This is a genomic window from Bacteroidota bacterium (genome assembly GCA_030706565.1).
GTDB lineage: Bacteria > Bacteroidota > Bacteroidia > Bacteroidales > JAUZOH01 > JAUZOH01.
In genome coordinates this window covers 1-13,439 of the sequence record JAUZOH010000074.1, presented here as the reverse complement: position 1 = coordinate 13,439, position 13,439 = coordinate 1, and the positions used below count along the sequence as shown (strand labels likewise).

The following is a 13,439-nucleotide window of genomic DNA, read 5'->3' as shown; positions in this document are numbered from 1 at the left end:
TTAATAATATGTATAGTTTTTTCATCTTTTAATTATATTAGGTTAATATTATTTCCGGCTAATTACCCGGGAATATTTTACCTGTTTGAATATAAAGCTAAGGTTAAAGTCAGAAGGCCGGAAAAATTCAACTTATGTTTTGTTTTCTCACTCTCAAAAAAATGTAAAAACGAAATACAACAAGAGTACATCATAAAATTTTATATATTTATCAGTCAATTACATACAATTTACAAATTTTGCATTTCAATTTAAAATTCACATTAGTTACACTAACTTAGTATAATTGCGTTTACAGTTTTTATACCAATCAAATAAATAGAAATTGAATAAAAAGGGAATTCCGTTTTTTAATAATAAAATGTAGGGATACCTCATCAGAATTAGAATAAATATGAACATCCCGGAAATCACTAAATATGATCAATCAGAATAATTATCAGCACACAAACAATTCATCTTCAACCTACAAGTCCCAAGTCAGGTTCTAAAAAGGCATTATTGAATTATCCTGGCCATAAAGATTAACTCCGCATTATAATATGGTCAATAAAAAAGCCTGGCAATGCCAGGCCTTCCTATGATTGAAAAGGTGTTTCGTCCAATTATTTTTTTGTGATCTTCATTTTATATTGCTTTTCTCCTTCTTTTAAGGTCAGGATGTAAATGCCGGGTTTAAACAGATGTGTGTCTATATTCAGTTTATCCTGCATGGTCATGGTTTCATATACTGTATTTGAATCGGCATCCGTAAGATTAATCTTATGAATCAGATGTTTATTTAAAAAAACCAATTCAAAATGACGTTTAAAGGGATTGGGCGAGATCCTTAAAAAGGGGTTATTTTCCGCATCATTGATAAATTTATCTTCAACTATGCTTTTCAAAATCCAATTATTGGGATCGGCTTCCACTCCTGTTACTTTCTTTGAAGTTTTAATCAAAAATGTCTGAGTATCCCTGTCCTGTTTCAGCTTCAAACTCGAGTCACCGTTCTCATACAAAATTTTGTACTCCATATTAGTATTGAAGAAAGGAGTCTGGGTTGAAGTAGAAGATTGTTTTGAAATAATCGAAAGCTGGTCACCATCCTGATTCCAGGAGATATGAAAAACGGGATAACCCTGCCCATAATACCATTGATCAAAAAAGGTTGAGAAATCCCTGTTTGATTCAGCTTTCAGCAATTCCTTAAAATCATCTACCGAAGCGGTCTTTCCTGCAAATTTAACCTGATAATCTTTAAGAACCTTGAAAAACAAAGAATCGCCCAGTTCGTAACGGATCATGTGTAAAAGAACTGCCCCTTTCTTGTAGGTCATAGACATATCAAAAACCCGCCAATCATCATTCAAATCCCCGGAAGGGACAAAAATACTTTGGAAAGATTTTGACTTTGCCATTGCCTGGGCTTCTCTCATCCATTCATCAGCACTTTGCTGCGAGATAAGATGCTGGCGGCTGAGGTATTCACTATACGAAGCAAATCCTTCATTCAACCAAACATCCTGAAACGAAGCACAGGTCACATTATCGCCGAACCACTGGTGAGCCATTTCATGAGCCACCAAATCAAAACTAAAATCCGACAAAGTAGTCATGGTTTGGTTCTCCATTCCACCGCCCAGCGGGGCAAGGCAATGTCCATATTTCTCATTGGCAAACGGATAAGGGCCAAACCGGTCGCAATAGAATTCTAAAATTGTAGCCGCCTTGTCAATATTCGATTTATATTTCTTTAAATAGGTAGAATCATTATAAATATAATTCTGGATCAGGATAGAATCTTTCATTCCTTTGGGATGGGCATAAAGGTCATATTCGGCATATTTTGAAACCGACAATGAAAGAAGATAAAAAGCAATGCTGTGCCTGGTCTTCCATTCATAACGAAGTCTTCCGTCAGCAAGGTGGGTGACATGGGTCAGTACGCCGTTTGATCCTGCTTTCAAACCAGGGGCAGTAGTAATAAATATCCAGGCCGAGTCAGCCTTATCGTTTAAATCCTGTTTACAGGGGAACCAGTCCCTGGCATGCCAGGGTTCGGAAAGGGTCCAGGTTACGCTGTTGCCCCAGATCCTATCTGTTTGATTCGACATGCCTGAGAAAAAATTATTTTGAACAACTTTACCCTGGTAATAAACCTGGGCAGTCAACGGATTGCCTTTTTTTAGTTGATGATCAGGGAGTATATCTAAATAATTGCCGTCATGATTGAATTTCGTTTTGCGACCATCTATAAATACCGAATCAACCAACATATTTGATGCCAGTTCGAGGTTGAAGGAATCTGTGTTCATTCCGATTATTTTCGCCCTGACGGTTGTATTTCCTTTAACAAAAGTACTGGAATCATTGACTTCTACATCAAGTTTATAAAAGTTCACATCATAATTCTGGAAATTGCGATGGACCGAAGCACTGATGAGAGGATCGCCGGATTTTGAGGGACTGTGTTTTTGAGAGGTTTGCGCTGTAACTAACAAAGAAATATTCATTAAAACAAAAAAGGGGAATACTATTTTCATTTTTTAAACTTAGGATTAATCAATTATTTGAAGGTTGATAATTTTCCAACCAGTTGGCAAACAAGTTCAATTTCTGGCTGTTGTTGCTTACCCATTTGTCTACCTGCTGATTTTTATGTGCCCGGCTGATAAAATAACTAAAAGCTTCAGAATTCCCATTATCAGAAAGGTCCTTAAAGAAATCCACATAGAAATCCCACCAGAAACCTCTTTTCCCTTGAGACATTCTGCCCAATCCCCGGAAAAAGGTCTCATTGTTTTCGGCAAACAACTGGTAGAAGTTTTTATTTCGATTCTCAGTCAGTTGTTTTGAAGCTTCCAGCATACCCAGCAGCAGATTAGCCTGATCGAACTCATCTGATGAATTGGACACGACATTTATCTTTACACTGTCCGGATTACTGCTATCAACGTCCTGTTTCAGTTCACAAAGCAGCAAATCATAAGCCTGTCCTGCACGTGGTGAAGTAGGTTCAATCATCAGGAAATAATACAAGGCGAGTACGCATTTTACTCTTTGTTCGGAGGCATTCATAATGGAAGCAAGCAACAAATGGCTTCCGGCATGAGTAGGATTTAACTTAATGGCATTTTCAACCCATTGTTCGGCAGACTCGAACTGTTTATTGTTATAATAACTTAAAGCTAAATTATAAGACAAGAGATAATTGGAAGGATATTCCTTGATTATTTTCTCATAAAAACGGATACTTTTTTTGGTTTTTCCCAGGTCATCCAGAATGGATCCATATAAGATTGCTGCCATCACCGTTTCATCCGATTTCTGAGAAAGCACAACTTTACAATGCCGCATGGCCTCTTTATAGGCTTTAAGTTCTGAATAACTGTAGGCAATTTCGTAATTGACCAAAGAAGAATTTTTATCAAGCTTAAGGGCCTGCTTATATTTATTAATGGCCTCGACATAATTTCCAGAATCGTGCAGGGCAACACCTTCATCAACCAATGCATTAATATCTGTATCCTGTGAGTATGCCAAAGAGCCAATCAGCAAGAATAAAGCCAGAATGAAAAGTTTTCTCATAAAAGAGCGGATTGAGTTTTAATTCCAAATTCCAGGGATAACTGTGCCGCAATATAAACATTTATGGTTTACAATATGCTTTTTTAAAACAGCAAAACCTCTTCTTTCTACCAAAACCTTACCACAATGAGGGCAAACGGTATCCTCGAAGCTGGTCCCCGGCAAATTTCCAACATATACAAATTTTATTCCGGCTTCCAGCGCAATTTTTCTTGCCTTTTCGAGACTGGAAACCGGTGTGGGCGGCACCTGAGTAAGCTTATATTCGGGCATAAAACGGTCAATATGTAAAGGGCAATTTTCCAATCCGTTTTTTACCAGCCATTGGCACATAGCTTTGATGCTTGTAAAATTATCCGTCCAACCCGGAACGAGCAAATAGGTAATCTCAAGCCAAACATGTTCCTCATGGATTATCCTCAGGGTGTTCAATACAGGTTGAAGCATGCCTCCGTTCAGTTTATGATAAACGGAGTTGTCGAACGATTTTAAATCTATATTGGCAGCATCCAGGAACTTGCATAAGTTACGCAAAGGCTTTTCATTAATATAACCGTTGGATTTAATAATGTTTTTAACTCCTTTTTCACGGGCCAGCCGGGCAGTGTCATACATATATTCATAAAAAACAGTAGGCTCGGTGTAAGTATAAGCAATAGTCTTGCAGGCATTGCGCATACTTTCTTCCACAACTCTGGCAGGCATCATGTCATAGTTATCCGTCTGTTTCGGACTGGCCTGAGAAATACTCCAGTTCTGACAATTCAGGCAGGACATATTGCATCCGGCTGTAGCAATGGAGTAAGCCCTGCTTTCAGGAAGAAAATGGAAAAGAGGTTTTTTCTCAATAGGATCAACATGAACAGCACAGGGATTTCCATAAACCAAAGAAAATATCTTGCCTTTATAATTTATCCGGCTCCGGCATACCCCTGTCTGATTGTCTTTTAAAACACAGCCATTGGGGCATAGCAGGCATTTTGTGCCATGCGGGGTAATCACATAATAAGGACTCTCCTTGCTCCATTTCCACAAATCAGCAGCCGGGACTTCCGGCATCCCGTCTTCAGCCATGGCAAATAAATATTTCCCCTTTGCCAAAAAGGCTGTAGCTCCCAGGCCAAAAATTCCACATTTAATAAAATCTCTTTTGCTCATCTTTTTGATGCTTTTATCCATCTTGTTTTCTTTTAGACTTTGAGACTGAAAAGACATTATTTAGACTGAAAAAGCATTGAATTTTTATACAAAAACCTTTTATTTAGCTTATTTGCATTCATTTATAAAAGCTTATAAAGATACAAAAATAGACAATTGCTTAGTTGATATTTTTTCTGATTAAGATGACTTAAAATCAACTATTTTCACTTATTTTGGGAATAATCTGATAAAAAAAAGGAAAAGATGAATCTTAAAGTTTGCCTGGATTTTTTACATGGGCTGAAGCAGAACAATAACCGCGAATGGTTTAATGAGAATAAGAATTTTTATCTGCAGGCCAAAAAAGAATACGAAGTAGCAGTAAACTTGCTGATTTCGCAAATCAGTAAATTTGACAAGCGCATTAATTCATCCCTTAGTGCCGGCGATTGTATTTTTAGAATTTACCGCGACATTCGATTCTCAAATGACAAAACACCCTACAAACCAAATTTTGGAGCTTATATCTCCAAAGGAGGAAGGAAATCGCAATTAGCAGGTTATTATTTTCACATGGAAGCAGACAGTTGCCTTCTCTCCTGCGGTTGCTGGATGCCACAACCGCCGCAGCTTAAAGCCATCCGCAATGACATTTATGAAAACATTGAGGAATTCAACTCCATCCTGCATGATAGCTCATTCGGCAAGTATTTCAATGGAATAGACGGACGTAAGCTTCAGACTGCCCCAAAGGGATATCCAAAAGATTTTGAACATATCGACCTGCTTAAGTATAAAGACTATTGCATCACCAACAGCATAACCGAAGACTTTGTCCTTCAAAAGGATTTTATAGAAAAAGCTTCAGAAATCTTCAAAGTCATGTTCCCGTTTATAAATTTCATCAATGAGGCTTTAGAATAAAGCTTACCGGGTATAAAGATAACGTTTGATGCTGCTCTTAGGCGTTTTCTCAAACTCCTTGTCATATAATCTCATCTTCGAAATTTGTGAGTAAGCCGGGAGCCTCCGGTTGATGAGTGTTCTATATTTCTCCATAAAAGGCTCAAGCGATTCGAATTTGATATGATGTTTTTCCATCATATCAAAATCAGGAGAAATCAAGGCAACTATTTTGTTCTCTTCTTCAATAACGATTGAATCCTGTACCAACATCAGGTTATCCAATTTAGCCTCAATTTCCTCGGGATAAATATTCTGTCCGGATGGCCCAAGGATCATATATTTGCTTCTTCCTTTGATATAAATAAACTGTTCATCATCGGTTAACCCCAAATCACCGGTATGGAACCAACCTTCGCTGTCAAATACACTTTGGGTAGCTTTATCGTTTTTATAATAACCCAGCATAATATTCTCGCCCTTAAGCAAAATCTCGCCCACAACCTTTTCAGGATCAGGCGAATCGATTTTCATCTGAAGAAAATCGATCAGTTTACCGGCTGAAGCAGGTTTAATCCTTTGCCAATTTGCATAGCTGATAAGAGGCGCACATTCCGTCATTCCATATCCCAGTGAAAAACGGAAATGTATTTTCCTGAAAAATTTTTCAACTTCCGGATTAAAAGCAGCCCCGCCAATGACCACCTCCTGAAAATTACCGCCAAAAGCAGCATCTATTTCCTTTTTTATTTTTTTATATATCAAACAACTGACAAAAGGAAGCTTTAAAAGAAACCTTAAAGGCTGCTGTTCAAGCACCGGGGCAATTTGCTTTTTATATATTTTTTCAATCACCAGAGGAACCGACAGGATAAGGCGAGGCTTAACTTCCTTAAAAGCCTCAATAACAATGTTTGGGGATGGAATTTTACTCAGGAAAGTGATGTGGCAGCCCAGTGTAAAAGGAAAAATAAACTCGAAGGAACAACCGTAAGTATGGGCCAATGGTAAAAATGAAACAATCTTATCCCCCGGCTTTAAAGGCATATTTTCCTGAGCATAAATAATATTAGCAGCCATTGCATTAAAATTCAACATGACTCCTTTCGAAAACCCTGTGGTTCCAGAGGTATAGTTGATAATAGCCAACTGGCTATTGGGAATTGGCTCATATTTAATATTTTCAGGAAGAACAGCACTGTCCCGATAATTTTCACTAAAAGATTTACCGGCATCTGCAACTTTTTTTGAAATATCCTCATCTTCCTTTGCATGCAAAACCGAAAAGTCAGTGAGTGAAAAAATTGCTTTAATATCGGGCATTTCGGCCCATTCAAGATTTTCATAAATGCTGTCGCTTGAAAAAAGCAACTTCGATTCAGAGTGGTTTACAATATGATGGACATCATCAGATAAAAAATCGGGAAGTATAGGAACAATTACCGCTCCATAAGTCAGGGTCGCCAGGTATGCAATACACCAGTTGCAGGAATTTTTACCTATCAGTGCAATTTTATCTGTTTTCTGTACATCACATGCCTGAAAAATCTTATGGAGTCTTGCAATTTCTTTAGCTACTTCGGAATAGGTATAACCCTTTCCTCTGAAATCAGAAAAAGCCACAATATTCCAATTCGACTTAATGCTTTTTTCAATTAGCTCAATAAAATTTTCCTTTATCATATTTTAAGTCGTAAGTAAAAAATTTATTTTTCTGAAATGTACAACAAAAATAGAAAAGTTACTGCAAGTTTTTTACACCATTTTCAATTAAACAGAAAGAGAACGATCATAATTCGTTAATATTTTTAATTGATGATTTCAAAAACCCTCTAGCTAAAGGAAAGTAAATAAGTATGTTTTACAACATGCCATCGCCATTAAGAAATTGATTTATTTATAATTTGCATAACTTAAATTTTAAAAATGATAGCAGTGTTATTTTTATAACAATTATATTTGGTTTTTCATAAACCAGCATATAAATTTGTAGGAGGACAAAAAAACATCAGCATTTTTGATGTATGACCTTTTGAGATTGATTTTCGTTGACAGTTTTAATTTTATTTCTCTTTAGTAAGTATCTTAAATTGCATAAATATGACATTAAGGGAAGTGAACGAAATATTGGGAGGCCGGGTAGTTTGCGGTGAAGACAAGTTGGACCGCGAGGTTGAATATGGTTTTGCCTCAGATCTGATGAGTGATGTCTTAACGCTGAATACCGAAAATCTGCTTTTACTTACAGGATTAACCAATCTGCAAGCCATCCGGACATCCGAAATGTCGGAAATCACCAATATTGTTTTCGTTCGCAACAAAAAGGTAAATCCCGACATGGTCCAGCTGGCCAAAGCCAACGACATGGTTCTTATTGAATGTGCCAGTTCCATGTTTAAATGTGCCGGGAAACTTTATCAGGCCGGGTTAAAAGCCATTTATTGATCCAACCCGGTCAATAAAATGATGCACTTTGAATATAAAATAAAAGGAGGTGATTTTGCCAATGCCGGAAATGCTTCCAGCCAGGTAAAAAAAATCCTTAAACAGTTAAACGTAGACCATCTGCTGATTAAAAGAGTGGTAGTTTCGCTTTATGAAGCAGAAGTAAATATTGTAGCCCATGCCCTTGAAGGAATTATAAAGGTAGATATTGATGCAGAAAAAATTATATTAAGGCTGGAAGATAAAGGCCCGGGGATACCAGATATCCCCCTGGCCATGAAGGAAGGTTATTCCACTGCATCACCTGAAGTAAGGGCCATGGGATTTGGCGCTGGGATGGGGCTGTCAAACATTAAAAAAAATGCAGATAAATTTAACATCACTTCGAAGGTAGAAGTGGGTACGCAGCTTGAAATTATTATTTATTTCAAATAAATAAAGGCTATGGAATCTGGCTATTTTCATCATGCATTGGAAATTATTGAGGATATTTGCATAGGTTGTTCTCATTGCATGACTGTTTGCCCAACCGAAGCCATCAGGGTCAAACAGGGAAAAGCCAAATTATTTGAAGATCGTTGCGTCGATTGCGGTCAGTGCTACCATCATTGTCCTGTAAATGCCATTAGAGTTGCTCATGACGACTTCAACGACATCTTCAACTTCAAATACCGCGTTGTCGTAGTCCCTACGGTCTTTATAGGACAGTTTCCGGAAGAATTTTCTACAAATCTTATTTACAACACTTTACACGAACTGGGATTTACCCATGTAATAGAATGCGGACCCGGGGTTGAATTACTAATGGAAGCGTATTCCTCGCCGGTTCAAAAAGCCAGGCCTTTAATTTCATCTTTTTGTCCGGCAATTGTACGCCTCATCCAGGTAAAATTCCCTTCCCTGGTCGATAACGTTACTTTGCTGAAGGCTCCTTTAGACATAGCTGCTTTGCTCATTAAAAAGAAACTTACGGATTCAGGCATTCCTGAAAAAGAAACAGGTATCTTTTACATTACGCCCTGTGCTGCACAAATTGCTGCAATCAAAAATCCTCAGGATTCCACCTCCTCCTTATTCAATGGAGTAATCAACATGGATCTTATATACAACAAAGTATATTCGCAGCTGCATAAAAACGGAAAAAAATTCTCCCAACAGCCTGAGAGGCTCCATCTTTCAAAAGAAGAGATTGAATGGACCCTGACCAATGGCGAGGCGGTTCATGCAAAAGGCAGGTCTCTGGCCATTGATGAGATTCATAACGTCATTGATTTTCTGGAGAAATTGGAGAATGAGACGATTAGTGATGTCGATTTTCTTGAACTCAGGGCTTGTGACCAGAGTTGCGCCGGGGGAATACTGGGCACAGCAAACCGTTTCCTTACAGTAGAACGGCTTAGAAACAGGGGTGCAAATGTAAAATCAAACGGGAATGGCCATTCAAATGATGAAATCATTCAGTATGCAGGTTTTATAAAAAAACATTTGGCTACTGAACCCATAAAACCTCAATCGATGCTGAAACTCGATGAGGATATGCTGAAGGCCATGAACAAAATGAAACAGGCATCAGAAATTATGCGTTCGCTTCCCGGTGTGGATTGTGGTATTTGCGGTACTCCCGGATGTTCTGCACTTGCAGAGGATATTGTCAGAGGGAACGGCCGTATTGAACAGTGTATTTTTATACAAAGACGGAAAGAGCAGACAGGGACTCAATCCTTGCGTGATTCATTTTACATTATGGAACAAATCTGGGGACGCGACAAACTTGAATAAAAAGAATTCTGTAAACTATAATAAATCATGAAGGTTTCTGACATCGTTAAAGAATTAGGTTTAAAGGTTTTCAGCGGTGACAAAGGTCTGGACCGTGAGGTAACAGGAGGATATTCTTCAGATCTGCTGAGTGATGTAATGGGTGATTCCCTGGAAGGGCAAGTCTGGATCACCTTACAAACTCACAAAAATGTAATGGCCATAGCTTCATTAAAGGAATTGGCTGCAATAATCCTGGTTAAAGGGAATACTCCTGAAAAAGACATGGCCGGCCAAAGTAACATTGAAAATATTCCCGTCCTGGGTACCAACGAGGAGACGTTTTCAATTTGTGGAAAACTGTTTAAGCTCATGGAAAATAAATGAAAACCTTTAGGGCTGATTTACATATTCATACTGTCTTGTCCCCTTGCAGCGATCTTGAGATGAGCCCCGGAAATATTATCGCCAAAGCCAAAGAAAAAAATTTAGACCTAATCGGCATTACCGACCACAACTGCACCAAAAACTGCCATATCACTGAACAAATTGGTAAAGAGCAGGGCATTATGGTTTTATGCGGTGCTGAAATCACTACAAAAGAAGAAGCCCATTGCCTGGCCTTCTTCGAAACACCTGAAAACCTCAATGATTTTCAGCATTATCTGGACACCTATCTTCCTGATATACAAAACGACATCACCAAATTTGGATATCAGCTGGTTGTGGATGAAAACGAAAATATTATTGAAGAAATAGATAAATTGCTGATCTCGGCCATCAATCAAAATATGGATGAGATAGAATCAACCATTCATGGATTGAATGGTTTGTTCATCCCGGCACATATCGACCGTCTAAAATTCAGTATTACCAGCCAACTGGGATTTGTGCCGGCAGATATTAAAGCAGATGCCCTGGAATTATCGGGGAATACTTCAAAGAATAAATTTCTGGAAAACAATCCACATCTGAAAGACTTCTCCTTTATCCAAAGTTCGGATGCCCATTATATCCATCAAATTGGAACTGTATCCACGCTTTTTTTTATGGAACAATTATCGTTTGATGAAATAAGTTCCGCCTTAAAGTCAAAAAACGGGAGGAGGGTTGAAATTCGATGAAAGACTTGTCACTGCATATTCTTGATATCATTCAAAATTCACTGAGGGCTGATGCAAGCCTGATTGAATTGACCATAGAGGAAAACCTGCGCCTTAATATTCTTAAGATCTGCATAGCAGACAATGGCAAAGGGATGGACACTGAAATGATCAAAAAAGCCACCGATCCTTTTTTCACTACACGGAAAACCCGGAAAGTAGGACTGGGCCTTTCGCTTTTCAAACAAAATGCAGAGCAAACAGGAGGTTACCTGACTATAAACTCTGTCCTAAATCAGGGCACAGAAATCAATGCAATTTTCGGATACAACAACATTGACAGGCCAGCTTTGGGAGATGTGCCGGGCATAGTCGCCCTTAGCGCCTCATCAAACCCTACTGTCGACTTTGTTTATAAACACCTAAAAAACGGGAAAGAATATTTATTTGATACCCGTGAAGTAAAAGCTGTTTTGGAAGATGTTTCCATCAGCAATTCAGGAATCATGAGATACATCAAGGAAATGATTTACGAAAATCTTGCAAATATTGGAGTTTCATTTGGCTAATCAACAATTATAAAACGACAAATAAAATGGAGGATAACTGATATGGATAAAATAAAATCGCTGGCTGATCTGAAAAAACTGAAAGAAAATTTGCAATCAAAAATCACTTTAAGGGAACAGAGCAACCATCCCGAAAGCCACATTCAGATAAAGGTAGCAATGGCCACCTGCGGAATTGCTTCCGGAGCAAAAGTTACCATGGATTATCTGATTGACGAACTTGAAAAACGGAATATCGACGCAGTAGTGACCCAAACCGGCTGTATGGGCTATTGTTACGCCGAGCCCACCATTGAAGTCACCCTCCCTGGCCAGGAACCTGTGGTTTATGGGTATGTAGACACCAAAAAGGCCAATGAAATTATTGAAAAACATATAAAAAACGGGGAATTAGTGGATGGAATAATTCCCGTCAGCTACAAAACCATAGACAATAAATAAAAGGAGAAAATATGTCAAAGTACAGGATGAACCTGCTTGTTTGTGGCGGCACTGGTTGTAAAGCTTCAGCAAGCGAAAATATTGTTGAGAATCTAAAAAAAGAGCTAGAAAATAATGGCCTTGAAAATGAAGTCCAGGTAGTAACAACCGGTTGCTTTGGCTTCTGCGAAAAAGGGCCTGTTGTAAAAGTAATGCCCGACAACACTTTTTATACAAGGGTCACGCCACAAGATGCCCAGGAAATTGTCAAAGAACACATCATCAAAGGGAGGAAGGTCAGGCACCTGCTATATGTTGACCCGCAATCCCGGCAACCAGTCGACGATTCCAAACACATGGAATTTTACCGCAAACAAATCAGAATAGCCTTAAGAAACTGTGGCTTCATTGACCCCGAGAATATTGACGAAGCTATTGCACGCAATGCCTATGCCGCGTTGGGAAAAGTTCTTACAGAACTTACTCCAGCCCAAACCATCGAAATCGTACAAAAATCCGGATTAAGGGGCCGTGGCGGAGCCGGTTTCCCTACCGGCAAAAAATGGGAAATTGCCAGTAAAAGCGTAGATGACCAGAAATACGTAGTTTGTAATGCCGATGAAGGCGATCCCGGGGCTTTCATGGACCGCTCGGTTCTTGAAGGAGATCCCCACTCGGTTATTGAAGCCATGGCAATATGCGGGTACTGTATCGGAGCCAGCAAGGGACTGGTTTATATCAGGGCTGAGTATCCGCTGGCCATCCACCGGTTGCAAGTCGCCATTAAACAAGCCAGGGAATACGGATTGCTTGGCAAAAATATAATGGACACCGGATTCAATTTCGACATTGAGCTTCGTTTTGGCGCAGGCGCATTTGTCTGCGGGGAAGAAACAGCCCTTATCCATTCGATGGAAGGTAAACGGGGCGAACCTACTTTTAAACCTCCTTTCCCTGCAGTTTCAGGCTACCTGGGGAAACCAACCAACGTCAACAATGTAGAAACTTATGCCAATGTCCCGGTGATTATCAATAATGGGGCCGAATGGTTTGCCAGTATCGGCAGCGAAAAGTCGAAAGGGACCAAGGTATTTGCACTGGCCGGTAAGATAAACAACGTTGGCCTTATTGAAGTACCCATGGGGACGACCCTTCGCGAAGTTATTTACGACATTGGCGGGGGAATAAAAAATGGGAAACAATTTAAGGCCGTACAAACCGGTGGCCCTTCAGGAGGCTGCCTGACCACCAAACACCTCGAGACCCCTATTGATTACGACAACCTGGTTGCCTGCGGTTCGATGATGGGTTCTGGCGGAATGATTGTAATGGATGAAGACGATTGTATGGTGGCCTTTGCCAAGTTCTATCTGAAATTCACCTGCGATGAATCCTGCGGAAAATGCTCCCCCTGCCGTATAGGCAACAAACGCTTGTATGAAATTCTCGATAAAATAACCCAGGGACAAGGGACCATGGCAGATCTCGACCGGTTAAGGAACTTATCCAATGTCATCAAAGACACCGC

Annotated in this window: 13 protein-coding genes; 9 read left to right on the top strand and 4 right to left on the bottom strand. The window is 39.3% G+C overall.

What is annotated here, in order from left to right:
* Positions 1–605: 605 nt before the first annotated feature.
* Genes Q8907_05850 through amrS form a run of 3 tightly spaced genes read right to left on the bottom strand, consistent with a single transcriptional unit; the run spans position 606 to position 4,752 of the window.
* A complete protein-coding gene (locus Q8907_05850) occupies positions 606–2,528 on the bottom strand; it encodes a M1 family aminopeptidase (GenBank protein MDP4273790.1) in 1,923 nt (640 codons plus the stop codon).
* A gap of 19 nt (positions 2,529–2,547) precedes the next feature.
* The gene (locus tag Q8907_05845; GenBank protein MDP4273789.1) at positions 2,548–3,573 is read right to left on the bottom strand and encodes a tetratricopeptide repeat protein; all 1,026 of its coding nucleotides are present in this window, start codon (positions 3,571–3,573) and stop codon (positions 2,548–2,550) included.
* Between the two features lie 18 nt (positions 3,574–3,591).
* Positions 3,592–4,752 carry an AmmeMemoRadiSam system radical SAM enzyme gene (amrS, locus tag Q8907_05840; GenBank protein MDP4273788.1) on the bottom strand — a complete coding sequence of 387 codons (1,161 nt, stop codon included), beginning with the start codon at positions 4,750–4,752 and terminating at the stop codon, positions 3,592–3,594.
* Positions 4,753–4,977: 225 nt separating this feature from the next.
* Between amrS and Q8907_05835 the strand changes: the two genes are divergently transcribed.
* The gene (locus tag Q8907_05835; GenBank protein MDP4273787.1) at positions 4,978–5,637 is read left to right on the top strand and encodes a DUF2461 domain-containing protein; all 660 of its coding nucleotides are present in this window, start codon (positions 4,978–4,980) and stop codon (positions 5,635–5,637) included.
* Between the two features lie 3 nt (positions 5,638–5,640).
* On the opposite strand, the gene Q8907_05830 is transcribed toward Q8907_05835, so the two are convergent.
* Positions 5,641–7,299 (bottom strand): AMP-binding protein, encoded by a 1,659-nt coding sequence (locus tag Q8907_05830; GenBank protein MDP4273786.1) that lies wholly within the window; start codon positions 7,297–7,299, stop codon positions 5,641–5,643.
* Between the two features lie 417 nt (positions 7,300–7,716).
* Here Q8907_05830 and Q8907_05825 point away from each other — a divergent pair, with 417 nt between their 5' ends.
* From Q8907_05825 to Q8907_05790, 8 genes are all read left to right on the top strand, one after another.
* The gene (locus tag Q8907_05825) at positions 7,717–8,061 is read left to right on the top strand and encodes a hypothetical protein (GenBank protein MDP4273785.1); all 345 of its coding nucleotides are present in this window, start codon (positions 7,717–7,719) and stop codon (positions 8,059–8,061) included.
* 21 nt (positions 8,062–8,082) lie between these two features.
* Positions 8,083–8,496, top strand: a complete 414-nt coding sequence (locus Q8907_05820) for an ATP-binding protein (GenBank protein MDP4273784.1) — start codon at positions 8,083–8,085, stop codon at positions 8,494–8,496.
* 9 nt (positions 8,497–8,505) lie between these two features.
* Positions 8,506–9,840 (top strand): [Fe-Fe] hydrogenase large subunit C-terminal domain-containing protein, encoded by a 1,335-nt coding sequence (locus Q8907_05815; GenBank protein ID MDP4273783.1) that lies wholly within the window; start codon positions 8,506–8,508, stop codon positions 9,838–9,840.
* 27 nt (positions 9,841–9,867) lie between these two features.
* The gene (locus Q8907_05810; GenBank protein MDP4273782.1) at positions 9,868–10,206 is read left to right on the top strand and encodes a serine kinase; all 339 of its coding nucleotides are present in this window, start codon (positions 9,868–9,870) and stop codon (positions 10,204–10,206) included.
* Positions 10,203–10,943 carry a PHP domain-containing protein gene (locus Q8907_05805; protein MDP4273781.1) on the top strand — a complete coding sequence of 247 codons (741 nt, stop codon included), beginning with the start codon at positions 10,203–10,205 and terminating at the stop codon, positions 10,941–10,943. Before Q8907_05810 ends, Q8907_05805 begins: the two co-directional genes overlap by 4 nt.
* Positions 10,940–11,491, top strand: coding sequence for an ATP-binding protein (locus Q8907_05800; protein ID MDP4273780.1), 552 nt, complete (start codon positions 10,940–10,942; stop codon positions 11,489–11,491). The genes Q8907_05805 and Q8907_05800 overlap by 4 nt, the downstream gene beginning before the upstream one ends.
* Before the next feature lie 42 nt (positions 11,492–11,533).
* A complete protein-coding gene (locus Q8907_05795; protein MDP4273779.1) occupies positions 11,534–11,932 on the top strand; it encodes a (2Fe-2S) ferredoxin domain-containing protein in 399 nt (132 codons plus the stop codon).
* Between the two features lie 11 nt (positions 11,933–11,943).
* Positions 11,944–13,439, top strand: a 1,496-nt coding sequence (locus tag Q8907_05790) for a NuoF family protein (GenBank protein MDP4273778.1), incomplete at its 3' end; no start/stop codon positions are given.

Bases quoted from the DNA above. Each gene is read 5' to 3' on its own strand.
- Q8907_05850 (MDP4273790.1), bottom strand. From the start codon at position 2,528: ATGAAAATAGTATTCCCCTTTTTTGTTTTAATGAATATTTCTTTGTTA.
- Q8907_05845 (MDP4273789.1), bottom strand. From the start codon at position 3,573: ATGAGAAAACTTTTCATTCTGGCTTTATTCTTGCTGATTGGCTCTTTG.
- amrS (MDP4273788.1), bottom strand. From the start codon at position 4,752: ATGGATAAAAGCATCAAAAAGATGAGCAAAAGAGATTTTATTAAATGT.
- Q8907_05835 (MDP4273787.1), top strand. From the start codon at position 4,978: ATGAATCTTAAAGTTTGCCTGGATTTTTTACATGGGCTGAAGCAGAAC.
- Q8907_05830 (MDP4273786.1), bottom strand. From the start codon at position 7,299: ATGATAAAGGAAAATTTTATTGAGCTAATTGAAAAAAGCATTAAGTCG.
- Q8907_05825 (MDP4273785.1), top strand. From the start codon at position 7,717: ATGACATTAAGGGAAGTGAACGAAATATTGGGAGGCCGGGTAGTTTGC.
- Q8907_05820 (MDP4273784.1), top strand. From the start codon at position 8,083: ATGCACTTTGAATATAAAATAAAAGGAGGTGATTTTGCCAATGCCGGA.
- Q8907_05815 (MDP4273783.1), top strand. From the start codon at position 8,506: ATGGAATCTGGCTATTTTCATCATGCATTGGAAATTATTGAGGATATT.
- Q8907_05810 (MDP4273782.1), top strand. From the start codon at position 9,868: ATGAAGGTTTCTGACATCGTTAAAGAATTAGGTTTAAAGGTTTTCAGC.
- Q8907_05805 (MDP4273781.1), top strand. From the start codon at position 10,203: ATGAAAACCTTTAGGGCTGATTTACATATTCATACTGTCTTGTCCCCT.
- Q8907_05800 (MDP4273780.1), top strand. From the start codon at position 10,940: ATGAAAGACTTGTCACTGCATATTCTTGATATCATTCAAAATTCACTG.
- Q8907_05795 (MDP4273779.1), top strand. From the start codon at position 11,534: ATGGATAAAATAAAATCGCTGGCTGATCTGAAAAAACTGAAAGAAAAT.